The following is a 25,307-nucleotide window of genomic DNA, read 5'->3' as shown; positions in this document are numbered from 1 at the left end:
CTGTTAACTCGACATGCGCTATAGGCTTGCGGTACGGGCCTGTGCGTTTCGGCAGACCCGAAGGAAAAAAAATGCCCTTAAAACTGTCCTTGAAGCCTGGGGAAAAGTTCGTTCTGAATGGCGCCGTCGTGCAAAACGGCGACCGCCGCTGTTCGCTGGTCCTGCAGAACAAGGCTTCGGTGCTCCGCGAAAAAGACATCATGCAGCAGGAGGACGTCAACACGCCGGCGCGTCACGTCTATTTCCCGGTGATGATGATGTATCTCGACGAGGCGGGGGCCGACAAATATTACGATGAGTTCCTGCGCCGCATGTCGGAATTCATGGGTGTGATCTCCAATCCGGTTATCCTGGCGGAATGCGTTGCTATTTCCAAAAGCCTCATGGCACGGGAATACTACAAGGCGCTGATGAGTTGCCGCCGGCTGATAGAGTACGAAGACGAAAGATTAGGACATGTCGCTTAAGGCGTATCAGACCACGGCTGCCCGCGCAGAAGACCCCCGCCAGACGGAATACCGCCTGTTCGGCCAGGTGACGCGCGCGCTGATGGAAGCGGAACAACTCGACCGGAGTTTCATCCGCGAGCGCATGGATGCCCTGGACTGGAACCGCCGCATGTGGTCGATGCTGGGGGCGGATTGCTCGCTGGCCACCAACGGCCTGCCGGAGCAGTTGCGGGCCAATATCATTTCGCTGTCGATCTGGGTGAACAAGCATACCTCGCTGGTCATGCGCAACAAGGAAGACTTCGGACCGCTGATCGATGTCAACCGCATCATCATGCAGGGCCTGCTGCCACAGGAGCAGGCGCAGACAGCAACCACGGTTCGCCAGTCCTACGGCTGATTTTAGCCATATATCCAAAGGAAAAGCCCTTGCAGATGTTGCAAGGGCTTTTTTATTCTGACAGGTAACCGCCACCCAGGGCACCATAGAGGTTGATCAGGTTCAGCGACCGCACCAGACGGACAGCGATAAGCTGCTGTTGCGCGCCGTAAAGTGTGCGCTCGGCATCGGTCAGGGCCAGGCGGGAATCGATGCCGCGATCAAAGCGGGCCTGGGCCAGTGTGCGGCTGTCCGCCGCGGCCGCTACCACGTTGGTCTGCGCCGCCAGACGGTCGTCGATGGTGGAACGCGTCGCCAGTTGATCGGCCACGTCGCGGAAGGCTGACTGGATGGCGCCTTCATATTGAGCGAGCGCGATGTCGCGGCTGGCCTTGCTCGCCGCGAGATTGGCCGTATTGGCGCCGCCGGCAAAGATCGGCACGGAAACGGACGGAGAGAAGGCCCAGGTGTCGGTGCCATCGAACAGGTTGCCGAGATCGGTCGACGCCTTACCAACGGAACCCGTCAGGGAAATACGGGGGAAAAAGGCGGCGCGCGCCGCGCCGATATCGGCATTGGCGGCTTTCAGGCTGTATTCTGCTGCCATCACATCGGGGCGTTTCAGCAGGATATCGGAAGGCTGGCCGGCCGGCAGGTCGGCCAGGATGGCGTGATCCGGGAAGGTATCCGGCAGCAGTTCGGGTGCGATATCGCCCCCTGCAAGCAGACGCAGGGCGTTCTTGTCCTGTTGCACGGTGGCCGTCAGGGCCGCGACATCAGCGCGCGCCTGTTCCGTCAGAATCTGGTTCTGGCGCAGGGTCATCTGGTCCGTACTGCCAAGATCGAAACGCTTCTGAGTCAGGCTGAGGCTTTCCTCGCGCAGGCGCAGGGTCTCGGCCGACAGGTGCAACTGATCCTGGTCGGCGGCCAGGTTCATCCAGGCCGAACCGACAGCGGAAATCAGGCTGATCTGCGCTGCCTTGCGGTTTTCAGCCACCGCGAAATAGCTTTGCAGCGCCGCCTGGCTGAGCGAGCGAACCCGGCCGAACAGGTCGAGTTCCCACGAGGCGCCGATATTGGCGCTGTAGAGTTCGGTCGTGCCGATCGGCGTGCCGGTTGAATCGACCTCACCCGTATTACCGCGTGTGCCGGAAACCGTGCCATTGACCGCAGGGAACAGGCTGGCGCGCTGGATACGGTACTGCGAACGCGCTTTTTCGACGTTCAGCACCGCCACCCTCAGGTCGCGGTTATTGGCCAGGGCCTGTTCGATGACGCCTTGCAGGCGTTCATCCAGAAAGATCTGGCGCCAGGGCAGGGTCTCCGCCGATTGTCCTTGCGCGGTCGCGGCCGTGGGGAACTGGTCCGGCACCGGCAGGGCCGTGCGTTCATAACGCGGGGCCATGGTGCAGGCGCTCAAAACCACGAGGCCGGCGCCTAAAAGGGTGAGCTTGAAGACAGAGGTCATCCTAATGTCCCTTATTGTCGGTGTCGGATTTATCGAGCAGGGCCATGGCCTCGCGCTCCAGCGCCAGCTTCTGGAGGTGTTTTTCATCCGCCTTGAATATCTTTTCAATGATGACGAAGAACAGGGGAATGAAGAAGATGGCCAGCAGGGTGGCGGATAGGATGCCACCGACCAGTCCCGTGCCGATAGCGTTCTGGCTGCCCGATCCCGCGCCATTGGCAAAGAACAGGGGCAGGATGCCGAAGGTAAAGGCCAGCGACGTCATGATGATCGGCCGCAGGCGGATACGGACGGCTTCCAGCGTGGCGTCGATCAGGTTCATGCCGTTCTCGTGGTTATGCTTGGCGAACTCCACGATCAGGATGGCGTTCTTTGAACTGAGGCCGATAATGGTCAGCAGGGCGACCTGGAGATAGATGTCGTTGGTCAGGCCGCGCAGCATGGTGGCCAGCAGGGCGCCGAGCACGCCCAGCGGAATGACCATGACGATGGCGATGGGGATCGACCAGCTTTCATAGAGCGCTGCCAGCAGGATAAAGACGACGAAGATCGACAGGGCGTAGAGCATCGGGGCTTCGGCGCCGGACTGCTTTTCCTGAAGCGACAGGCCGGTCCATTCATAGGAGATGCCCGGCGGCAGGGTGGCGATGATCTTTTCCATCTCGGCCATGGCCTGACCGGAAGACTTGCCGGGGGCGGCCATGCCCTGAAGATTCATCGAAGGCGCACCGTTATAGCGTTCGAGACGCGGTGAGCCGTATTCCCAGTGCGAGGTGGCGAAGGCCGTGAATGGGACCATTTGCCCCTTGTCGTTGCGGACATACCACTGGCTGAGATCCTCCGGTTTCATGCGGAAGGGCGCATCGGCCTGGACGAAAACCTTCTTGACGCGGTTGCGGTCGATGAAGTCGTTAACATAGGCACCGCCCATGGCTGCCGACAGGGTGGCGTTGATGTCGGACAGGCTGATGCCCATGGCGCCGGCCGCGGCCTGATCGATCTCCAGCTTGAGTTCGGGCGTATCCTCCATGCCGTTCGGGCGGACGGCCATCAGGTTTGGATTTTGCGAGGCCATGCCCAGCACCTGGTTGCGGGCATTGAGCAGGGCCGCATGGCCCAGGCCGCCGACATCCTTGAGTTGGAGGTCGAAACCGGACGAATTACCCAGCTCGGTCACGGCCGGCGGCACGATGGCGAACGCCATGGCGTCACGGAACTGGCTGAAGGCCCCCATGGCGCGACCGGCGACGGCGGGCGCCTTCAGGTCAGGCTTGTGGCGTTTCTCGAAATCCTTCAGGCGTACGAAAGCCATGCCGGCGTTCTGGCCGGGACCGGAGAAGGAGAAGCCGGAAACCGTAAAGGCGGATTCGACGGCCGGGTCTTTCTTGAAGTGGTCGGCAATCTGATCGAGTACGACATTGGTGCGTTCTTCCGTGGCGCCGGGCGGCAACTGGACGATGGTGAACAGGATGCCCTGGTCTTCGTCCGGCAGGAAGGAGGTGGGGATGCGGGTGAACAGCAGCACCATGACGCCAACAATGACGGCGAAGACGGTCATGTAGCGCGCCGACTGCCCCAGTATCTTGCGAACGATATTGCGATAGCCCGAGGCGGCGCGGTCGAAATTACGGTTGAACCAGCCGAAGAAGCCCTTCTTTTGCTGATGTTCGGCGTCTGAAGCGCGCAGCAGGGTGGCGCACAGGGCCGGCGTCAGGACCAGGGCGACGACGACCGACAGGGCCATGGCCGAGACCAGGGTGATGGAGAACTGGCGGTATATGACGCCTTGCGAGCCACCGAAGAAGGCCATGGGGATGAACACCGCCGACAGGACGAGCGCGATGCCGATGAGGGCGCCGGTGATCTCCTCCATCGACTTGATGGTGGCGGCCAGCGGCGGCAGCTTTTCCTCGTGCATGACGCGCTCGACGTTTTCAACCACGACAATGGCATCATCGACCAGCAGGCCGATGGCCAGCACCAGTCCGAACAGGGTCAGGGTATTGATCGAATAGCCGAAGGCGGCCAGCACGCCGAAGGTGCCCAGCAGGACCACCGGCACGGCGATGGTGGGGATCAGCGTGGCCCGCCAGTTTTGCAGGAACAGGAACATGACGAAGAAGACAAGGACGACGGCCTCGATCAGCGTCTTGACGACCTCATGGATCGACAGGTTGATAAAGGGCGTGGTGTCGAACGGCACGACATAATGGTAGCCCTTGGGGAACTGCTTCGACAGTTCATCCATCTTGGCCTTCACAGCCTTGGCGGTATCCAGCGCATTGGCGCCTGTGGCCAGGCTGATGGCCACGCCGGTGGCCGGACGTCCATCGTACTTGACGGTGCCGCCATATTGCTGGGCGCCCAGTTCGATACGCGCCACATCTTCAAGACGGACGACGGCGCCTTCACTTGAGTCCTTGACGATGATCTTGCGGAACTGATCGATATTGGTCAGGCGGGATTGCGCCGTGATGGTGGCGTTGAGTGCGGTGCCCTTGACGGCGGGCAGTCCGCCCAACTGGCCGGCGGACACCTGGGTATTCTGGGCCCGGATGGCGGCGATGACATCCGTCGGCGTCAGGCTGTAACTGGTCAGCTTGGCCGGATCTAGCCAGATGCGCATGGCGTATTGCGCGCCGAAATTCTGGATGGTGCCGACGCCGTCGACGCGGCTGATCTGGTCGACCAGGGTAGAGGACATATAGTCGCCAAGGTCGGTGTCGCTGACCGCCTTGTCGTCTGAATAGAGACCGATGACCATCAGGAAGCCGCTCGACGCCTTGGCGACGGTCAGGCCCTGTTGCTGCACTTCCTGCGGCAGGAGCGGTACGGCGGATTGCAGTTTGTTCTGGACCTGGACCTGGGCGATATCGGGATCGGTGCCTGCCTTGAAGGTAAGGGTGACGCTGGCCGCGCCGCTCGAATCCGAGGTCGAGTTCATATAGAGCAGGCCGTCAATGCCCTTCATCTGCTGTTCGACGATCTGGGTTACCGAGTCCTCGACCGTCTTGGCCGAGGCGCCGGGATAGAAGGCGCTGACCGACACCTGTGGCAGGGCGATCTGCGGATATTGCGCCACCGGCAGGTTGGCGATCGACAAAAGGCCGGCCATCATGATGACGATGGCGACAACCCAGGCGAAAATGGGGCGATGAATGAAGAAGCGCGAAATCATGCCGGTATCCTTGAGGCCGTAGCCGGGCCTGTCTCAGAGGGCGGTGTCCGTGACGGACGGGTTCAGGTTGGACAGGTTGTCCGTGATTACTTTTCGGCGGCGGCGCCCATGACGGCCGGCTTCACCGGCGCATCGGGCTGCACCTTTTGCAAACCTTCGACAATCACGCGTTCTCCGGGCTGGAGACCGCCGGTGACGAGCCACTTGTCGCCCACGGTCTGCGCCACCTGAATCGGGCGGACGGCGGCCTTGTTGTCCTTCGTCACCACCATGACCATGGCATTGCCCTTGGGATCGCGGGTCACGGCCGGCTGCGGCACCAGAATGCCGTTATTGACCACGCCGGAGACGATACGCGCCTTGGCAAACATGCCCGGCAGCAGGGTGCGGTTTGGATTGGGGAACAGGGCACGCAGCGTCACTGTGCCGGTGGCTTCATCAACCGATACGCCAGAAAACTGCAACTTGCCTTTCAGCGGGTAGACCGTGCCATCTTGGAGGATCAGTTCGACATCGGCCGTATTGGCCTCGCCGACCGTACCCGAAGCGGCGGCGCGCTGCAGCGCCATCAGATCGTTCACCGATTGATTGATGTCGAGATAGATCTGGTCGATATTCTGTATCTTCGCCAGTTCCGTGGCCTGCGAGGCGGTGACCAGAGCGCCGGGTGTAACCGACGACTTGCTGATAACGCCGGAAATCGGCGCAATCACCTTGGTATATTGCAGATTGATGCCAGCCGTCTGCAGGGCGGCATTGGCCGAGGCGACGGAGGCATCAGCCTGGGCCAGAGCGGCCTGGGCGTCGTCGTTGTCCTGTTTGGATACTGCGTTGATCTTGACCAGTTCGGCATAGCGCTCGGCCTTGAGTTTGGCGGTCGTCTGCGCGGCCTTGGCCTGCGCGACAGCCGCCTGGGCGCTGGCATATTGGGCCTGGAAAGGCGCCGGGTCGATCTGGTATAGCGACTGGCCCTGTTTGACATAGCCGCCTTCGGTGAACAGACGCGACTTGATGATGCCGCCCACCTGCGGGCGCACTTCCGAGTCCAGGTAGGCCGACGTGCGCCCGGAGAGTTCCGCGGTCATGCTGACCGGCCCTGAACTGACCACGACGACGCCGACATCCGTGGCGCCGCCCATGGGCATGGCCGCCGGCTTCTTGCCGCAGGCCGTAACGCCAAGGCTGAGCGCCAGCAGGACCGCCGCGGGTACGGCGCTGGTTTTCAGAAAGGAATGGGGCGGTTTCATACGGAAAGTCTCCGGTCTGTCGGGCTTCAGGAGGGCGGTGCAGCAGGTATGCGGAACTGTTTTGCAGTGCAGACTGACAAATAAGCGTCAGCATGGTCACAAATGGCGTGAGAGTGAACGATCATTCTCATTTTTCTGGCAGTAAGCGGCTTTTGGGTGTATGTCAATTGCACCGCCACATTAAAAAATGTTCAGATCCCTGTGGCGGCAAGGAATTTGCGTAAAATAATGAGTAACCCTGTTATAGAGAACGGCGCGATATCGAAGCCCCGCCAGAGCCGTGAGGAACGCCAGCAGCACATTCTGAATGCCGCCCTGCGCTGTGTCCGACGCTCCGGTTTTCATGGCGCCAGCATGTCAGATATTGCTGCGGAAGCGAAGATGAGTGTCGGGGTCATCTATCGTTACTTCGCCAACAAGGAGGCGATTGTCGAGGCCATCGTCGCAAACGATCTGGCGGAAATGCGCGCCATGTTCGCCGAATGGGAAAGCGTACCCGATGACGCCTTGCTGGATACCCTGCTGGACACGCTGGAACGTGCGATCGAGCACAAATATACACTGGATAATGCCGGCCTGGCGCTGGAAGTCCTGGCGGAGGCGGCGCGTAATCCGCGCGTGGCGGCCATTGTCGAAAGGGCAGATGCGCAGGAGCGCGACCTGGGGCGCTCGCTTTCCCGCCGGATTACACCCGGCCGAAATCAGGTCCAGCTTGATGCGCGCGGCGAAATTATCAGCATGATCTTCGACGGCATGATGATCCGGGCAATTTCCAATCCGCAGACCGACCGCCAGGCGCTACTGGCGGCTCTGCGTCAGGTGATGACCGTGCTTTTCACCTTGCCCGATCATCCGTAGAAGCGCGGTCGATTACAAGTGTTCCCGCAACCAGGTTGACGTATCGCTGAAGGCTTTTTCGGCAATGTCGGAAATAGAGACGGCTTCCAGAAAGCTGTGCGTCGCACCTTCATAAACGACGGCGCGGGTCTCGACGCCGGCGCTGCGCAGGCGACCGTCCAGAAGCAGGCTTTGCGTAGTCAGCACGTCGCACTGCGGCACGCACAGGTAGGCGGGCGGCAGATCATGCAGGTCCGCCAGCAGGGGTACGGCCAGCGGGTTTGAACGATCCTGGTCGCCGGTGAGGTACTGGGTCCAGAAATAGGCCATTTCCTCGGCCGTCAGCATATAGTCCGGCCCGCCATACTTACGGACATCGTCCGCCGACAGGTCGATACCGAAAGCGCCATAGTTGAATACCAGGGCACGCAGCCTGTAGCCGGCCCCGGCGTCGCGCAGAGAAAGGGCGGCGCTCAAGGACAGATTGGCGCCGGCGGAATCACCGCCCAGGGCCAGCCGGTCGGGATTGATATCAAGAGACACCGCGTGGTCATGGACATGACGAACGACAGCGACGACCTGTTCAAGCGCCACAGGGAAGCGCGCTTCGGGCGACAAGGCATAATCGACACCGATAACGCAAATCCCCGCGCGTGCCGCGTATTCGCGCATGATGCGGTCATGCGTATCGAGGCTGAACATCACCCAGCCTCCGCCATGGACATAGATCATGGCGGGCTTATTCGCGGTACTGTCCGGGTTATAGACGCGGATGCGAACGTCACCGTGCGGGGTCGGGACGCTGTGTTCAACTATGGAAAACATGACCGGACCGCCGGTAACCCAGGGGGCGCGCACCTTTTCGGCCACCAGGCGGGCATTGAGGGCATTTTTCTCCAGGCCGGCGCCATGCGTAGCATAGGCTTCACCGGTGATCCGGATAAAATCACGCACGCCGGGATCGAGGTTCGGGCCGGCCTGGGTTGAAGTCGTATTGAGCACAATTGAATCCTGTAACGCGAGTTCAATGACTTTTAGCGGCGCGCGGCCAGGCCGGACTACGATGTGCGGATCAATAAATGTTCCGAACGGGCCAAACGACGGCTTACCGGCTGGCGGTCGCCAGATAGTCGGCGGCGGTCGTCGGGCCTTTTGCGGCCGTGTCGGTGTGTTCGGCGATATATTTGCGGATCTCGAAGAAGAAGTTCGATCCTGACGGCAGGCCGACCTTGTCCCAGGCGGCATCAAGTGCCGCGGCTTTTTCCGGCGGGGTGTGGGCCGGCTGGATGATCATGAAGTCCCAGTCGGCCCCGTCGCTGTGGACGTAGAGCTGGCGGGGCGGCAGGCCGGCGAGTGTGTTGGCCTCGTCGCACTTGGCGATGAATTCGAGAAAGGCCTGATGCTGGCCCGGCGCGATGCGATAGATTTCGACCTGGGTAAGGGGCACCGGCGTGGGGGCGGGGGCAGGCGCGGGATTCACAACGGGCGCAGCCGCGGGCGTTTTGGGTTTGGCTAAGGCGGGCGTGACGGCCGTCAGCAGACCGGCGGTGATAAGAATGGATTTGATCATTTGGAGGCTCCGGCGGCGGGATATTCATCGGCGAACCACGGTGTGGTGGCGGGCACGACATCGGGCCAGACCTGACTGAGATCATTGGCCTGATAGAGACGGCCGTTTTTCATGACCTGATTGATCTTCCAGGCATTGGTGATGTCGGTGCGGGGATCGGCATCGAGGATCAGCAGGTCGGCGAACTTGCCGGGTGTCAGGCTGCCGATCTCACCGACGCGGCCGATGGTTTCGGCCGAGCCGAGCGTGCCGGCGTGCAGGGCTTCTTCCGGCGTCATGCCGCCCATGACATGCGCCTCCAACTCCCAGTGGAAGCCAAGGCCGGGTGTATTGCCGTGGGCGCCGATGCCGACGAGGCCGCCGGCGCGCTGGATATCCGCCGCCCCCCTGGCGACGGTCGGAAAAGCGTATTCCGACAGCGGCAGCCACTGATCGAGGCGCGTCGTCATCTGGGCCAGGGCGAAGTGCGGCGTGAAATAGCGGTATTTTTCGCTCGATGACGGATTGTCGCGGGCGATAAAATAATCCTGGCCGGTGGCGCCGCCATTGGTGATCTGAAGTGTCGTCGTATAGCTGGTGCGGCTCTGCGCCAGCAACTGGATGACATCCTTGTAGATCGGCAGGGCGACGAGCGCGTGTTCATTGCCGGAATAGCCATCCATGATCTGGCTGAGGTCGAGCTTGAGCGACAGCGCGCCCTCGGTGGTCGGTTGCAGCTTCTCGTCGAGGGCCGCCATCTGCACCCATTCGCGCACCTTGCGCGGGCCGACGCGGTAGGACTTGATATTGCTCAGGCCGTAATCGGCATGGAAGCGGCTGAGGACTTTTTGGGTGTCCTCCAGCGACGAGAACCGGTTGAAACTGAACAGGGCCATGCCGGTGGAAGGCAGGCGCGGGCCGATCATCAGACCGGCATCGAGCATGTCCTTGTAGACAATTTCATCGATCGTCAGGGTCGAGGGATCAAAACTGGTGGTGACGCCGTAAGCCAGGCGTTCGCGCAAAGCCCAGTCTTCACTATCGAGCACGTCACGGCGCACTGTGCCTACGTGGTCGTGCGTATCAATGAAACCCGGCATGATGGTCTTGCCAGAGACATCGCGGATGGTGGCGGCGGCCGGAACATCGAAGCTGCCGCGCGGGCCGATTTTGGCGATGCGGTTGCCATCGATCAGGATGTCGGCACTGGCGATGGCCGGCGCATCCATGGGCAGGGCGGTGGCGCCGCGCAGGAGAAGCAGGCCCTTCGGTTCATCGCGCGGGACGACGACATCGGCGTGGAAGCGGTCCGGCTTGCCGGGATCGGGCGTCCAGTTCGGCTTGTCATCAAAGCTGATGCTGTCGAGCGAGCGCTCGTAGAAGGTCGAGCCCAGGGCATAGGTCAGGGTCTTGCCGTCGGCCGACCATTCCATGAAGTCCGCGCCGACATCGGTAATGCGGCGGTGCCGGATCTTCGGATCGGACAGGTCGATGGCTTTGACGTCGGCCGCGGGGCGCTCGACCACGTGCAGTTGCTGACCGATGATGGCGGCGATCCACTTGCCATCGGGTGACAGACGCAGAGAATCCACGGGCACCGGTCCATCCTGGAAATACCAGCCGGGACCATTGACTGACACAATATCGGTGACCGCGCCGGTTTTCAGGTCAACGCGCGACAGTCCGCCGCCGGTTTGCAGGTAGGCCGCGTCCGGCTCATTCGTGAAGGTCGGGCGCTGGCCCATATAGGTGGTGACGATATCGCGCACCGCACTGCCATTGACCGGCAGGCTGACCAGGGTGGCTTCGCGCAAGGGCCCATATTCCATGTAGAGGCGCAGGCGGTCGCGCTGGGCGGAGCGCTCGGTAAGCACCTGTGTGCCGTCAGGCGTAAAGACCGGGTAGGTGTAGTAGTCCGAACGTGCACTGATTTTTTTCGGTGCGGAGCCATCCAGCGCCACGGTCCAGACATCGCCGGAGTTCCGCGCCGACCATGTGACATAGGTCAGGCTCTTGCCATCGGGCGACCATGACGGCTGCCAGCCATCGGCGATCTGACGGGGTGTCGCGTTGGGAGCCAACGACATGACATAGATCTTGCCGAGCGCTGAAAACGCCAGTTGCGACCCATCCGGCGACATCTGCGGCGTCTGGATGATGTGGGCGTGGATCGGGCCGGTGTCTTCGGTGATCTTTTGCCGGCTGAGCGCGCCCAGCGCCAACTGCACATGGGCCGTGAAGGGGATCGGCGTTGGCGCACCATCAAGCGCGATGCGCTGGAACTTGCCACCGGCGGTGATCAGAATCGACTGGCTGTCGGGTGCAAAACTATAGCGCGGCAGCAGGTCCAGCCAGCTATTGGCCTGGAGTTGGTCGTGCGTCACCGGGAAGGCCAGCCATTTGTCCTCTCCGGTTTGCAGGTCGCGCAGGCGCAGGCCGGTCTGGTTGTCGAAGCGCGTAGCGTAGGCGAGGTAGCGGCCATCGGGCGAGACCACCGGGCGGAAATAGGCGCCGGGATTGCGGCTGTGGCCGGAACCGGAGGGCTCGGCGACCACGGTGGTTTCGCTGCCGGTGGCGAGATCGCGTTTGACGATGGTCCACTCGTCGCGCTGGTCGGGATCGACCGGACCGATATGGCGGGCCATGTAGAGCGACTTGCCGTCCGGCGAAGGCGTGGCGCCCAGTGTGCTTAGCCAGACATCGCGGCTCTGATCGGCGGTGGCCTTGGAGGGCACGATCAGGGTTTCCGTGCCGTTCATGCCATATTGCCACAGTTCATAGGCGTTATAGCTGGGGCGATAGCGGCTGAGGTAGACGGTCTGGCCGTCCGGCGCCCATTCGGGCGACACCAGTACTGTATCGTCATCACCGAAGCTGACCTGGTGGGCGCCCGTGCCATCGGCCTTCATGACCCAGAGATTGTCGGCGCCGGAGGCATCGCTGATAAAAGCGATCTGTTTGCCATCCGGCGAAAAGACCGGCTGCGACTCGAATGGCAGGCCAGTGCGCAAAGGTTTTGCCGCGCCGCCCTTCTTATCCAGGGCGTAGATATCGCCCAGCATGTCGAAAACCATTGTCTTGCCGTCGGGCGAAACGCCCAGCGACATCCAGGTGCCCTCGTCGGTATCGAAGCTGATCTTGCGCGTCGGCTTCAGCGGCAAGACCTGCCCTTTGGCCTGTCGCGGACGAACATTGTCGACCGCGCCGGCGCCGTCCTTGATCCAGCCGACGGCATTGCCGAAAGGCACGGGCAGGTCGTCATCATGGGCGTGAACGGCGGTTGAGGCGAACAGGGCGACGAGCGCGATGAGGGGTAGGGTTTTCATTTCTGTCAGTGTCTTCATTTTTGCCAGAGTCTTCATTTCTGATAGACTGGGGGCAGGGCAGACGGCTTGGCATAGCGGTCGCGCAGCAGGGTCTGGCGCGTTTCCAGCGAGGCTTCTTGGCCGGCGACGAAGATCTTCCATGGGTAGGTGCCGGGCTCCAGCGGATCGCCATCCCAGATGACGATGTCGGCTTCCTGATACTTCGCCAGGGTGCCATAATGGTCATTGAGGCCGAAGATGGCGGCGGGGTTACGCGTCATGGCGGCCAGGGCGTCCTCATAGGGCAGGCCATTGGCGACGGCGAGGCCGGCCACTTCACGCATGGCTTCGCCCGCATCGTAGGAGAGGTAGATGGTGTTGCCGGAGGCATAAAAGGCCAGTTGCACGCCGGCCTTGCCGAGGATGGCGGCATTATCCAGCCGCGCGCCGATCTGGTCGAAGCTGATCGGCAGGTTATCCATCGGATCGAGGATCACGGGGATCTTCGCCGCGGCCAGCGCATCGGCGCAGCGCCAGGCCTCATCAGCGCCCATCACGGCGACGCGCAGTTTGAAATCACGGGCAAGGGCGATGGCCTGACGGATATCGGATTCGCGCTGGGTTAGGATCACCAGCAACTGGCCTTTCAGCACCTGTTGCAGGGCCTCGGCATCGAGGCGGCTGATCGGCTGATCGGGCTGGCCCGGCTTATAACGGCCGGCCTCGGTCAGGGCATTGCGTAAAAGCTGCCACTGGGCGCTGCGCGAACCGCCGGCGGCGGAAAGCGTAGCGCTGCCGATCTGCACGTACATAGCGGCCTGGGGCCGTTCGAGAATGTCGCCGGTCTCTGTCAGGTGGATAGTGGCGGCCTGTCCCATGAAAGGGGCCGTGCCGGCGGCACCGGGATAGCTGACCGCACGGGTCAGGCCATCGGCGCGGGCCACGGGCAGAAGCACGCTATTCGAGTTGAGCGCGTACTGGATGTCGAACGAGGCCCCCAGTGTGGTGTTGGTGCTCGACTTGTCATTGGTTTCATCTGCCGCACCCGTCTCGACCAGGCCCAACTGGGTAGCGGCGTTCATCAGGCCAGGCGTCAGCATCCGGCCACCGGCATCGATCACAGTAGCGCCCTGAGGCACTGCGCCGGAAGGGGTGACCGAGACGATCCGGCCGTCATGTACGACGACGGTCGCGTCGGACACCTTGCCGGCGCCGGTCATGGGCCAGGCTTCGGCGTGGGTTATGGCCAGATCCTGAGCGGTGGCCGTCGCAGGAAGCAGCAGAAGAGCGAGCGCAAGAGAGCGTATCATTGGGCAACTCCCGCCTTGCGGCCAAGCTGGAAATCACTCAGCGGCTGATAAGCCGGATCGTGTCGGTCATAGGCGATGGCGCCATCGATCAGAACGGTATCCGCCTTGGTATAGATGCTGAACGGATCGCCCGACCAGATGACGATATCGGCATTGTAGCCTGGCGCGAGCGTGCCGATCCTGTCTTCGAGACCCAGAACCTTGGCCGGATTGCTGGTGATCCATTTGATGATGTGCTCCGGTGGCTCCGGCAGGCCCATGTGCCGGCCGGCGGCCGCGGCCTTGGCGGCTTCGATGTTCAGCCTCTGGCCGATGACCGGCGAATCTGAATGGACGGTGACGCAGGCGCCGGCGGCATCGAGAATGGCGGCATTTTCGCGGATGCCGTCATTGGCCTCCATCTTGAAGCCCCACCAGTCCGGCCAGACGATGGCGCAGGTGCCGGTTTTGGTGAACAGGTCGGGATTCTTGTAGCCCTCGACCGTGTGGTGGAAGGCGATGATTTTGAAATCGAATTCGGTGGCCAGGGCCTGCATCTCGGCCATGTCGTCGGCGCGATAGCAATGAATATTGACCCGCAGGTCGCCGTCCAGAACAGCCGCCAGGGTATCGAGCTTCAGGTCACGCGATGGTGGCGGGCCGTGCGGATCGGCGTGATAGTGGTTCCACTGGTCACGATAGGCTACGGCCTGGCTGAAAATATCACGAAAATTGGCCATTTCACCCTGCCGGCTGTTCGGCCTCATGCCCTTGCCGCCGTAATAGCCCTTGGCGTTCTCGCCGCATGACATCTTCAGGCCCGTCGGGGCATCGGGGAACTTCATGGCGGCGACCGAGGTGGCGGGGATCGGATGCAGCGTCACCGCCCGGCCGCCGATCTGCGGCGTGGAACCCGGCAGGATCTGGAGCGTAGTGACCCCGCCTTGCAGCGCATACAGGAAGCTGGCGTCCTGGGTATTGATCGCGTGCTCGATCCAGGTGTCGGCGGCGATCGGCGAACTCAGTTCCGAGACGTCGGACGAGTCGCTGTCGATCGAGGTCAGCGGCATCGAATAGGTGCCGTCATGGCTGTGGGGATCGATCAGGCCGGGGGTGACCCAGCGGCCTTTGGCGTCGATTACGCGGGCATTACCGCCGTCAAGCTGTTGTCCGACAGCGACGATCTTGCCGTCGTGGCTGAGGACATCGGCGTCATCGAGGCGATGACCGGCGCCATCGAGCACTGTGGCGTGGGTGATCAGCACATCCTGGCGGGGCAGGGGCTTGTAGGTGCTCGGATTGGTGCCGAGCAGGAAGGGGATGGGATGTTCCTGTGCTTTTTCAGCGACAAAGTCAGGCTTTGGCTTTTCATCGCGTGTCACGGGCGGTCGATGCGACACGCGGTGCGGTACGGCGGCCCAGGTCGCGGGGCAAAAGAGGGACAGGGCAATGAGGGGCAGCCATACCCTGGAAAATGAACCCTTCATCGAACAGCCCCTGTATCGTCAGTTTACGCTTATGAAATATATGGCAAAGGCCCGCCTCCGGATACCGGAAACGGGCCTCTGTGGATCAGAACTTCCGCGTCAGTGTCGCGGTCCAGTTCTGGCCGGCGCCGTAGGTACAGCCGACCGAACCGGAGCAGCGGGCAACATACTTCACATCAGTGATGTTGCTGCCGTTCAGAGCGATGCGCCAGTCCGGGGTGTCATAGTGGACAGCCGCGTCGAACAGGGTCGATTGCTGGCCCCAGATGCCGGTGCCATAGGAGCCGAGGCTCTTTGAGTTATAGCGAACACCCAGGCCAAAACCGAGACCGCCGAGACTGCCGGATTTCAGCGTATAGTCGGCGAATAGCGAGAACTTGTCCTTCGGCGTCGTCGGCATCGGGCCGCCGATTTCGGCCGGATTGTTGGAGGCCAGGACTTCGCTGTCCGTGTAGGTATAGGAGCCGTTGATCGAGAACTGCTCGTTGATACGGGCCACAAACTCGGTCTCGAAGCCCTTGACCTCGACTTCCCCGATCTGGGTGCTGATGAAGGTCGGGTAATAGACCGTCGAGACGACATTAGTCTGCTTGATGTCGTAGAGGGCGGCGGTGGCGAAGAGCTTGACACCATTATCCAGTGTGCGGCCGTCATATTTCACGCCGATTTCCGACTGCTCGCCTTCGGTCGGGCGGAAGCCAGTGCCGATGACCGGCTCAAACGAAGTCGAATAGCTGGCATAGGGCGCGACGCCATTGTCGAACAGGTAGTTGGCGCCGACACGGTAGGTGAACTTGCTGTCCTTGGTCGTCGTCGCGGGCAGATAGGTCTTGGTGACGATCTTGTCCTCGTCATAGCGCCCGCCCAGCGTGATGAACAGCTTGTTGATGCCGATCTGATCCTGGACATAGAGGCCGGTCTGCTTCAGATCCTGATCGTTATAAGGATTCCATGGAGGCGTAACGATTGTGGAGGCGTCGCTGTAGACCGGATTATACAGGTCGATCGACGAAGCCATGGCAAAGCCGTACTGTGCAAAGTTCTTGACATCACGGTAGTCGATACCGGCCAGAACCTTGTGCGTTACGCTGCCGGCGGTGAAGGTGCCGTCCAGGCGATTATCGATGGCGAAGCTCTCGACATTTTCCATATAGGGGAAGCTGTAGCGGTCGACCGTGCGGTTATCGGCTTCAAGCGCCGCCCCATAGATCACCTTGCTGTTCTCGCGGTACTTGCTGTACTTGGCGTTTGACGAGAAGGACAGGTTGTCGCTGAAGGTGTGCTTGTAGTCGTAACCGACGGCCCACTGGTTGCGCTTGTAGATGTTGTAATCCGGCTCACCGAGATTGGTCGATTCACTCACCTGGCCGTTCGGATTGGGCAACAGAGTACCAACTTCAGGCAGGAAGCCATTGGTGTCGCCGTCAACCTCGTCATCCTGCAGATAGGCCAGGCCCGTCAGGGTGTCGTTGTCGGTGATCTTCCAGGTGACGGTCGGGGCGATCAGGCTGCGTTTGGCCGAGACGCCGTCGCGCTCTGCGCCGCGGTCGAGATAGAGGCCGGTCAGACGGGCCGAGACATTGCTGGAAAGGGCGCCGGTGACCGTGCCGGCTATCGACTTGTAGTCATAGCTGCCGAGCTTGCCCTGGATTTCACCGCCGAAAGTGCGGCTGGCACGGCGGCTGGTCTCATTATAGAGGCCGCCCGGAGGCGAATTGCCGTAAAGCGTGGCGGCCGGCCCCTTGATGATGCTGGCCGTATCGAAGGCGTAGAGATCGACGCCGGTCGAGAAGATGGTGGTGGTGACTGGGGCGGCCAGGCCATCGACATATTGCTTGGGCGTAAAGCCGCGCATGGTGACGAAATCGTAGCGCAGGTCCGGGCCATAGTTTTCACCAAAGGCGCCGGAGGTATAACGTACCGCCTGTTGCAGGTCGGTGAAGCCCAGCAGGTCGATCTGGTCGCGGTTGATGACGGAAACCGACTGCGGCGTCCGGATCAGGGGGATGTCGGTCTTGTTGGCCGACATGGCGCCGCTCGGGACAAAACGCTTGGACCGGATGATGACGACGGTTGCGCCGTCAACGGTTTCCTTGGTGGTCTTGAGGCCATCGCCGGTGTCGTCCTGCTGTGCCAGGGCGGTGCCGCCCATGCAGGCCGTGGCCACGGTTGCCATCAGCAGGGCCCGTGTAATGGTTTTGTTTATCGAAGTCCGTTGGGTCAGCATTTCAATTCCGCTCCTTATTGAATTGCCCATGACATGAAGCTGTCTTGGTAACGTGACGAAACTGTAACTCTCTTTTTTTGAGGCCCGATGTCTAGCTGAGGACAGTTTATCTTGCGATCAGGCCGCGTAAAGTGGATGTGGGATCTTATGTTGCCAAAGTGCTTCAGTTTCGGACGATTTGGACGAAAAAGGGCGCTCCGCGAGATAGTTTTTTGTGCAATGCAATATTTTTGAAGTGCGCGAGGCGATCAGGACGCAGACTTTTTCCTGGCAAGGCGTTCGCGTGTCCACCACAGGCTGATTCCCAGTCCCGCCATGGCCATCAGCCAGAGGCCAATGAGCAACTGCAAAATACGGCCTGCGATCCCGCCGATCTGCCCGGTATGCAGCGGGTAAACAGTGTCCATTACCAGTCGGACCGGGCCATGCGCCTGACGAGGATCATACGCGCTTAAAATCCGCCCGTCATGCGCATCTATATACACAGTTGTCAGTCCCCAGATGCGTGGTATTTCGCCCTTCGCCCGCAGGCGGACCTTGTACCAGGGCGTATCTTCGCCAGGCAGGGAGAAGCCGGAAAGGGTGGCGCCGGGATAGGGCGCCAAAGCCGCCGTCAATGCGACGGATGGCTTGATCCTGTCGCCTGAAGCCGGCCTTACCCCCGCGGGCGCCGGGATTTCGGCTTTAAGAAGCCCCTCAAGACCATGGTCAAAGGCCAGCAGGACGCCGGCGGAAATAGTGATAAAGGCCGGAACGGCGACCCACAGGCCGGCGGTACGGTGCCATCCGTGGAGCAGGGGAAGGGCGGCCTTGCCTTTAGGGCGGCCCAGTGCCTTCAGCCACTGGCCGGCGCGCGGCCAGGCGAGCTTGAGACCCAGGCCGATGTTAGTCAAAAGCAGGAGACCACTGAGGCCGAGAAAGGCCCGGCCGGCATCTCCCAGCATCAGGGCCATATGAAGGTCGCTCAGGCGGTCGAAGATATTGCCGTCGGAGAGCGTGTCATTGCGCCGGTCGCGCAAAGGTTCGCCCTGTCCATCGACACGCAGGGTCCGGTCCGCATCAGCCCGGCTGTAGAAGATATCGAAGCGGCTGGCGCTGTTATTGGCCGACCAGACAGATGACACATGTGTGTCGGGCTCGAGGACCATACTGTCCAGTCGCGCGCCCAGGCGTTCGGCCTGGAAAGCGGAGCGCGAGCCGGCAACACCGTTGTCGTCAATATCCCAGCGGAAGACGATCAGGCAGCCGGTGACCGCCTGAAAAACCCAGAGAGCGGCAAAAACGAGACTGACATAACGGTGGATGGTCCTGATCTGCATGGTTCGTCTCCGGTTTATTCAGTGTCTGGCCGGCGGGCGTTGCGATAGCCATAGAAGGCGTAGATCAGCACGCCCGCCAGCAGATACAGGCCGAGGAATATGGCCGGCAGGACGTCGCCGCGCCCGGCCTGCGAAAGAATATCCATGCCGACGGGTATAACCATGCCGAAGCACAGCACAATGGCCATCAGGGGGACATAGCCGATCCATATCTTGCCGATCGTGAAACCGCCCAGCGGCACGCGAAAGGGCCGGGGCAGGTCGGGGCGGCGATTGCGCAGCCAGATCAGGCTGAAGGCGACGATTGAAAAAGCGAGGGCCGTGCCGAAACTGACCATGTCGCCCAGCACGGAAATGGGCAGAAAGGCCGCGATGACCGCCGAGGTGAGGCAGACAGTGATCGTGCCCCAGACCGGCGTCCGCAAGCGCGAATGGACCTTCGAGAACAGCGGCGGAATCAGGCCGTCGCGTCCCATGGCGTAGCAAATGCGCGAATGTCCGTAGCCATTGACCAGCAGGACGGAGGCGAGGCCGGTCAGGGCGCCGATCTTGATGATAAAGGCAAAGGCCGGCTGGCCGATACGGTCAACCGCCACGGCGATCGGGTCGGCCACGCCCAGTTCCCTGTAGGGTACAAGGCCGGTCAGTACGGCTGCCACCGCGATGTAAAGGGCTGTGCAGACGAAGAGCGCGCCCAGTATGCCGATCGGCATATTCCTTTGCGGGTTTTTCGTTTCGCTGGCGGCGGTCGATACGGTTTCAAAACCCAGATAGGCAAAGAACAGGATGGAGGCGCCGCGGACGATGCCCTGCCAGCCGAAGGCAAAGCCGCCTTCATTGGCCGGAATAAAGGGGGTCCAGTTGGCCGGCTTCACCGCGCCGCTGCCGACAGCCACGAAGGCGACCAGCACGGATATCTTGATGAACACAAGGATGGTGGTGACAAGGGTAGACTTTGAGACCCCCGCCGACAGGATCACGGCGCTGATCAGCAGCGCGATTGCGGCGATCAGGTTGACCCCGCCGCTCAGTGAAAAGCTGGTTCGTCCGTCCACGACCGTGGAGACCACCGAAGGCGTGGAGAGCCAGGCTGGAATATGGACGCCGAAATCACCCAGCAGGCTGACCAGATAGCTGGAAAAGCCGACGGCGAGGGCGGAGCCGGCAAGACCGTATTCCAGCATCAGGAGCCAGCTCAGTCCCCAGGCCACGACCTGGCCCAGGGTGGCGTAGGCATAGGTGTAGGAAGAGCCGGAGACCGGAATGGTGGAGGCCAGTTCGGCATAGCACAGGGCGGTAAAACCGCAGGCGGTCGCGGCCAGAAGGAAGGACAGCGTGACGGCCGGCCCGGCGAAATGGGCCGCCGCCGTGCCCGTCATGACGTAGACGCCGGCTCCGACAATGCAGCCGATCCCCAGCAGCATGAGCTGTAGGCCGCCGAGCGTCCGGTGCAGGGGGTGTTCTTCAGCCTGCAGGGCCTCAATGGATTTTCGCGCGAACAGTCTGGCAGGCATGAATGGCTCCGGTGCTGGGGATGTAAAGGCAGCAGGACTCTCGGACGTATAGTATGCGGATAATTTTTAACGCGCTGTGTCTGGCGCGCTACAGCGAATGGAGCGCAAATCATCTACAACGGGCCACATGATGACACGCAGCACGCATGGTGAAGATTATCAGAAGGTCAATCGCCCGATCGCTGTGCTGATTGACGAATATTCACCGGATCATGTCGATCCGCCGCACAGCCACGAACGGGCCCAGTTGCTGTACGCCACATCTGGTGTGATGTCGGTTATAACCGATGAGGTCAGTTTCACGATTCCCCCGCAGCGCGGCGTATGGATGCCGGCGGGCGTGCGTCATGAGGCCCATTGCCGGGGGCATGTGTCGCTGCGCACGCTTTATGTCGAGCCGGATGCCGACAGCCGGATGCCGAAGCGCTGCCAGACGTTGAAGATATCGCCCTTGCTGCGTGAACTGATTATCGAGGCGGGCAACCTGCCGATCGAGTACAGCCTCAATGGCCGCGAGGCGCGCATCATGGAGCTGATTCTCGACGAGATCGCCGAGGCGGTCGAGCATCCGGCGTCGGCGCTCAACATACCGATGCCAAAGGATCCGCGCCTCTCGCGCATATGCCGGAAGATCATGGATGATCCGGCGGCGGAAGATGACCTCGATCACTGGGCCGCGGTGGCCTGCATGGGGCGCCGCACCTTCACGCGCGCTTTCCGCCGGGAAACGGGCATCACCTTTTCAGAGTGGCGCCAGCAGGTCAGGCTGGCGGAGGCGGTATCCATGCTGGCCTCCGGCAAGTCGGTGACGACGGTTGCCTACGAGGTCGGGTATAACAGCCCCAGCGCGTTCGGCACCATGTTCCAGCGCGCCTTCGGTACGCCTCCCAGCCAGTATTTCAGCCAGCTCACAAAGCCGGCTGCGGACACCTGATCAGCGGTCCGGATTCTGCCGGCGCATAGCGGTTGCCAGGTCTGTTTCGCCCGCGCGGTCCAGCGCTGTAAGGATTTCGCCATATTCCCGCGCGGCTTCATCCTGGCCCATTTTGAAAGCCGGCTGTACATCTATAATCCGGGCGTGAAAGCCCACTACGCCCTGCGCCAGCCGTGCCGCGCGTTCGCCCATGTCGTCCAGCGACCAGGCATTGTCGCGGCCTGCCTCCATGGTGTCGATAAGATCGCGCAGGAGCGCCTCTATGCCGGGGGCATCTTCAATCAGGCGGATGTCGCAATCGAAAGCGACGCTGGCATAGTTCCAGGTCGGGGCCTGGGTGCGGTCTGTCAGCCAGGAGGGCGAGATGTAGCCGTGCGGGCCGGTGACCAGTAGAAGCGCACGCGGGTGGGCGCGCAGATGCGCGATCTGGGGATTGTTGCGCCCGAAATGTCCGATCAGACCGGCCAGTCGACCGTCTTCCATATATGGCCGAACCGGAAGCTGGGTGGCGCCGAATCCATTGGCAGCCGTAACGATCCAGGCAAACGGATAGCGCGTGACGATATCGAGGATATCGGCGTCGGATTTCGGGGCGTATTTGGCGGGTTTCGGGTCCATCAGCCGGTTCTACCGCGATAACCGGCGAGGTTACAGCCGCTATTCAGGCCCAACGATCATGTTTTCGGGCCAAATACTTGCGGGGTCATGGAGAGGAAGGTGGTGCCGGTTGCAGGAAACGAACCCCCGTTTGCTTTAGCAAACAAATGAGCGGATTCGCGGGTTCATGCAGGGAATGAATGTAATCGGTAAGCGTGGGAGAAGTGGTGCCGGTTGCAGGAATCGAACCCGCGACCTGATGTTTACAAAACAACTGCTCTACCATCTGAGCTAAACCGGCGCACATATTCCGGACCGTCGGGTCCGAGGAGGGGTCTTATGCCGATGGCAGCGCGGCTTGTCCATATCTCATGCGCGGATTTTTTTGCTCATTTGCGCATCATCCCTATATTTCAGCCGCCGAAATGGTTTATGACCACGGCCTTCTCACCATTAGAGAGCTGAAAGACCCCATATGTCCCGCATCCTGATCACCTCCGCACTTCCCTATATCAACGGCATCAAGCACCTCGGCAACCTGGCCGGCTCCATGCTGCCGGCGGATGTTTTCGCGCGCTTCCAGCGGGCGCGGGGCCATAATGTGCTCTATATCTGCGCCACCGACGAACACGGCACGCCGGCAGAACTGGCCGCTGCGAAGGCCGGGCAGGATGTGCGCACCTACTGCGATGAGCAGCACCAAATCCAAAAGAACGCCGGCGAAGCTTTTGGCCTGAGCTATGACTGGTTTGGCCGCTCATCCTCGCCGGAAAACCGCGAATTGACGCAAGCCTTCTGCGAGGCGCTGGATAAAAACGGCCTGATCGAGGAACGCGTCGACAAGATGGTCTTCTCTATCGATGATGGCCGCTTCCTGCCGGATCGTTATGTCGAAGGCACCTGTCCGCATTGTGGTTACGACAAGGCGCGCGGCGACCAGTGCGATAACTGCGGTCGCCTGCTGGACCCCACCGACCTGATCAATCCCTATTCGGCCGTTTCCGGTTCGCGCAATCTCGAAGTGCGCGATACGCGCCACCTCTACCTCCTGCAAACCAAGGTCGAACCGCAACTGCGCGAATGGATCGCCGGCAAGTCCGAGTGGCCGCCACTGGCGCTCAGCATCGCCAACAAGCATCTGGAAGAGGGCCTGATCGACCGTGGCATCACGCGCGATCTGAAGTGGGGCGTGCCGGTAACCAAGGATGGCAAGCCGCGTCCCGGTTTCGAGGACAAGGTCTTCTATGTCTGGTTCGACGCGCCGATCGAATATATCGGTTCGACCAGGGAATACTTCACCGCTCAGGGTAACCCCGACGGCTGGCAAAAGTGGTGGCGCCTCGATCGCGGGGCCTCTGATGTCCGCTATGTCGAATTTATGGGCAAGGACAATGTCGCCTTCCACACGGTTAGTTTCCCGGCCACTATTCTGGGTTCCGGCGAACCGTGGAAGATGGTCGATACGCTGAAAGCCTTCAACTGGCTCAACTGGTACGGCGGCAAGTTCTCGACCTCGATGAACCGCGGCGTCTTCATGGACGAGGCGCTCGAAATCCTGCCGGCTGATTACTGGCGCTGGTATCTGATCGCCAATGCGCCGGAAGGCTCGGACTCGTCCTTCACCTGGGAGCAGTTCCAGGCCACGATCAACAAGGATCTGGCCGATGTGCTCGGCAATTTTGTCAACCGCATACTCAAGTTCACCGAATCGAAGTTCGACGGCATTGTGCCGGCGGGCGGTGAGGCGGGGCCGCTCGAAGAAAAGCTTTATGCCGATATTTCAGCCTTGCTGGTCGAGGCGACGGAAGCTTTCGAGGCGATGGAAATGCGCAAGGCCGCCCAGGCCGTTCGCCGTATCTGGGTGCTGGGTAATGAATACTTGCAGGAAGCCGCGCCCTGGACCGCCTTCAAGACGGACGTGGAACGCGCCGGTGTGATCGTGCGCCACGGCTTGAACCTGGTGCGCCTCTATGCCGTTCTGGCTCAGCCGATCATTCCGTTTGCCGCGCAGAGCATAGCCGATTGCGTTGGGGTTGAATTGCCGCTGGCCTGGCCGTCGATGGACGCCAAGGCGGAACTGAGCCAATTGCTGGCCGGTCAGAAGGTGCAGTCCGGCGAAGTGCTGTTCAAGAAGATCGATGACGACATGATCGCTGAATGGGCCGAGCGGTTTGGCGGCAGCGAGGCGTAAGGTTACGGCGAATTCAGTAGGATAACCGTTTTAACCGCGTATATTCCGTTTCATTGTGAAACAATGATCGGGGGTATGTCATGAATCCCGTCCAGTTCCTGTTCAGCTTTCAGGGGCGCGTGCGCCGTCTGCATCTGTGGCTGTTTTTCCTTGTCCTGTCGGTGCTTTACGGCGGCATTTTCTGGCAGTTCGGCCATATCCATGTCGATTACGGCAGCGGGTGGGCACATGGTCGCCATGACTGGTATGGCCCCGGCTTTTGGTTTATCGAGCACAATCCGGGCTTCGGGCTTTTGGGAATCGTGGCGATCTGGATGAAGCTTGCGGTCATCGTCAAGCGCTGGCACGACCGCGACAAGTCCGGCTGGTGGATACTGATCACCCTGATCCCGTTTATCGGCTGGCTGTGGCAACTGATCGAGTGCGGCTTCATGGACGGAACCCAAGGTCCGAACAAATACGGGCCGTCACCGAAAGGGCTATGACCGCCGAAGTGTTTCTTTAAAATGCCAGATATTTTGAAGTTTATTACCGGAGGGCTGATTCTTTCCCGGCTTTTTAGAGGGGGAAATATGTCTCTGTTTCAGACACTCTTTAGGCTCAGGACTCATTGATTGATCCAGAAGGCTACAGTTTTGCAAACATGTTCTCGACCTGTGGCGCTGTTTGTAGAGCCGTTTGTCGTAGTCGACCTGGATTTTTCGGTTTTGCCTTGGCGGAATGCAGGGCGTAATACCTTTGTCAATCAAGGCTTTGCGGAACCAGTCAGCGTCATAGCCACGGTCAGCCAGCAGGTCTTTAGCCTTGAGCAAAGAGTCAAGCAGCAGGGCCGCACCTTTATAGTCGCTCATCTGGCCTTCGGACAGAAGCAGCACCAAAGGCCGCCCCTGGCCGTCTGTCACAGCGTGGAGCTTTGAGTTGAGGCCGCCTTTCGTGCGACCGATGCAGCGGGAAAGAGCCCTTTTTAAGGAGGCTTGCCGCCGTCCGATGTGCCTTCAGATGGGGTGCATCGATCATCAGCCGGTCAGGCTCACCGGCATGTCCGGCCAGAGCCGCGAAAATGCGGTTGAATACACCCAGCCGGCCCCAGCGGATAAACCGGTTGTATAGCGTCTTGTGTGGGCCGTAACCTGACGGCGTATCTTTCCACTGAAGTCCATGTTTTATAACGTAAATAATCCCGCTCACAACCCGAAGTCATCCACACGCGGTACACCGTGCGACAGCGGAAAATACGGACGCGATGCGGGTGGAACTGGCGCTCAGACAGCAAAAACAAATCACTCATGGCAAGTCACTCCTGAAAAGAGTGAAACACAACAAACCTGATTTCGGAA

At 61.0% G+C, this 25,307-nt stretch carries 18 protein-coding genes, 1 tRNA gene and 1 pseudogene; 6 read left to right on the top strand and 14 right to left on the bottom strand.

Annotated features, from left to right (window positions below; translation table 11 throughout):
* Positions 1-71: 71 nt before the first annotated feature.
* Together flbT and flaF are read left to right on the top strand one after the other, a co-directional pair.
* Complete coding sequence (flbT, locus tag ACTHND_RS02500) at positions 72-467, top strand: flagellar biosynthesis repressor FlbT (RefSeq protein ID WP_440175711.1); 396 nt, start codon at positions 72-74, stop codon at positions 465-467.
* Entirely contained in the window at positions 457-849 is a 393-nt protein-coding gene (gene flaF, locus ACTHND_RS02495; RefSeq protein WP_440175710.1) for a flagellar biosynthesis regulator FlaF, read from the top strand. The genes flbT and flaF overlap by 11 nt, the downstream gene beginning before the upstream one ends.
* A 52-nt stretch (positions 850-901) precedes the next feature.
* Here flaF and ACTHND_RS02490 read toward each other — a convergent pair whose 3' ends face one another.
* The 3 genes from ACTHND_RS02490 to ACTHND_RS02480 all read right to left on the bottom strand — a co-directional run bounded on the left by ACTHND_RS02490 (position 902) and on the right by ACTHND_RS02480 (position 6,721).
* The gene (locus tag ACTHND_RS02490) at positions 902-2,296 is read right to left on the bottom strand and encodes an efflux transporter outer membrane subunit (protein ID WP_440175709.1); all 1,395 of its coding nucleotides are present in this window, start codon (positions 2,294-2,296) and stop codon (positions 902-904) included.
* 1 nt (position 2,297) lies between these two features.
* Entirely contained in the window at positions 2,298-5,474 is a 3,177-nt protein-coding gene (locus ACTHND_RS02485; RefSeq protein WP_440175708.1) for an efflux RND transporter permease subunit, read from the bottom strand.
* 86 nt (positions 5,475-5,560) lie between these two features.
* Positions 5,561-6,721, bottom strand: a complete 1,161-nt coding sequence (locus ACTHND_RS02480) for an efflux RND transporter periplasmic adaptor subunit (protein ID WP_440175707.1) — start codon at positions 6,719-6,721, stop codon at positions 5,561-5,563.
* A 228-nt stretch (positions 6,722-6,949) separates the two neighbouring features.
* Between ACTHND_RS02480 and ACTHND_RS02475 the strand changes: the two genes are divergently transcribed.
* Positions 6,950-7,579 carry a TetR/AcrR family transcriptional regulator gene (locus tag ACTHND_RS02475; RefSeq protein ID WP_440175706.1) on the top strand — a complete coding sequence of 210 codons (630 nt, stop codon included), beginning with the start codon at positions 6,950-6,952 and terminating at the stop codon, positions 7,577-7,579.
* Between the two features lie 12 nt (positions 7,580-7,591).
* On the opposite strand, the gene ACTHND_RS02470 is transcribed toward ACTHND_RS02475, so the two are convergent.
* From ACTHND_RS02470 to ACTHND_RS02435, 8 genes are all read right to left on the bottom strand, one after another.
* Positions 7,592-8,560 carry an alpha/beta hydrolase fold domain-containing protein gene (locus ACTHND_RS02470; protein ID WP_440175705.1) on the bottom strand — a complete coding sequence of 323 codons (969 nt, stop codon included), beginning with the start codon at positions 8,558-8,560 and terminating at the stop codon, positions 7,592-7,594.
* Positions 8,561-8,663: 103 nt separating this feature from the next.
* Positions 8,664-9,128, bottom strand: coding sequence for a hypothetical protein (locus ACTHND_RS02465; RefSeq protein WP_440175704.1), 465 nt, complete (start codon positions 9,126-9,128; stop codon positions 8,664-8,666).
* A complete protein-coding gene (locus ACTHND_RS02460; protein WP_440175703.1) occupies positions 9,125-12,433 on the bottom strand; it encodes an amidohydrolase family protein in 3,309 nt (1,102 codons plus the stop codon). Before ACTHND_RS02460 ends, ACTHND_RS02465 begins: the two co-directional genes overlap by 4 nt.
* 32 nt (positions 12,434-12,465) lie before the next feature.
* Positions 12,466-13,722: an amidohydrolase family protein gene (locus ACTHND_RS02455; protein WP_440175702.1), complete on the bottom strand. Its 1,257-nt coding sequence runs from the start codon at positions 13,720-13,722 to the stop codon at positions 12,466-12,468.
* Positions 13,719-15,188, bottom strand: coding sequence for an amidohydrolase family protein (locus tag ACTHND_RS02450; protein ID WP_440175701.1), 1,470 nt, complete (start codon positions 15,186-15,188; stop codon positions 13,719-13,721). The genes ACTHND_RS02455 and ACTHND_RS02450 overlap by 4 nt, the downstream gene beginning before the upstream one ends.
* An 85-nt stretch (positions 15,189-15,273) precedes the next feature.
* Positions 15,274-17,415, bottom strand: coding sequence for a TonB-dependent siderophore receptor (locus ACTHND_RS02445; RefSeq protein ID WP_440175700.1), 2,142 nt, complete (start codon positions 17,413-17,415; stop codon positions 15,274-15,276).
* Between the two features lie 248 nt (positions 17,416-17,663).
* Positions 17,664-18,734, bottom strand: coding sequence for a PepSY-associated TM helix domain-containing protein (locus tag ACTHND_RS02440; RefSeq protein ID WP_440175699.1), 1,071 nt, complete (start codon positions 18,732-18,734; stop codon positions 17,664-17,666).
* A 14-nt stretch (positions 18,735-18,748) separates the two neighbouring features.
* Complete coding sequence (locus ACTHND_RS02435) at positions 18,749-20,248, bottom strand: amino acid permease (protein ID WP_440175698.1); 1,500 nt, start codon at positions 20,246-20,248, stop codon at positions 18,749-18,751.
* Between the two features lie 127 nt (positions 20,249-20,375).
* Here ACTHND_RS02435 and ACTHND_RS02430 point away from each other — a divergent pair, with 127 nt between their 5' ends.
* On the top strand, positions 20,376-21,182 hold the full coding sequence (locus ACTHND_RS02430; protein WP_440175697.1) for an AraC family transcriptional regulator: 807 nt from the start codon (positions 20,376-20,378) through the stop codon (positions 21,180-21,182).
* Here the strand turns inward: ACTHND_RS02430 and ACTHND_RS02425 are convergent, their stop codons facing one another.
* Positions 21,183-21,800, bottom strand: coding sequence for an FMN-binding negative transcriptional regulator (locus tag ACTHND_RS02425; RefSeq protein ID WP_440175696.1), 618 nt, complete (start codon positions 21,798-21,800; stop codon positions 21,183-21,185).
* A 204-nt stretch (positions 21,801-22,004) separates the two neighbouring features.
* Positions 22,005-22,080 (bottom strand) — tRNA-Thr (locus ACTHND_RS02420).
* A gap of 174 nt (positions 22,081-22,254) precedes the next feature.
* Between ACTHND_RS02420 and metG the strand changes: the two genes are divergently transcribed.
* A complete protein-coding gene (metG, locus tag ACTHND_RS02415; RefSeq protein ID WP_440175695.1) occupies positions 22,255-23,970 on the top strand; it encodes a methionine--tRNA ligase in 1,716 nt (571 codons plus the stop codon).
* An 80-nt stretch (positions 23,971-24,050) separates the two neighbouring features.
* Positions 24,051-24,455, top strand: a complete 405-nt coding sequence (locus tag ACTHND_RS02410; protein ID WP_440175694.1) for a DUF805 domain-containing protein — start codon at positions 24,051-24,053, stop codon at positions 24,453-24,455.
* A 168-nt stretch (positions 24,456-24,623) separates the two neighbouring features.
* On the opposite strand, the pseudogene ACTHND_RS02405 reads toward ACTHND_RS02410, so the two are convergent.
* Positions 24,624-25,258: pseudogene (locus tag ACTHND_RS02405) on the bottom strand (IS5 family transposase); the annotation flags it as partial.
* Between the last annotated feature and the right edge of the window lie 49 nt (positions 25,259-25,307).

Source organism: Asticcacaulis sp. (assembly GCF_051954415.1).
GTDB lineage: Bacteria > Pseudomonadota > Alphaproteobacteria > Caulobacterales > Caulobacteraceae > Asticcacaulis.
The sequence above is the reverse complement of the archived record's forward strand: the minus strand, read 5'-3'. Positions and strand labels throughout refer to the sequence as shown.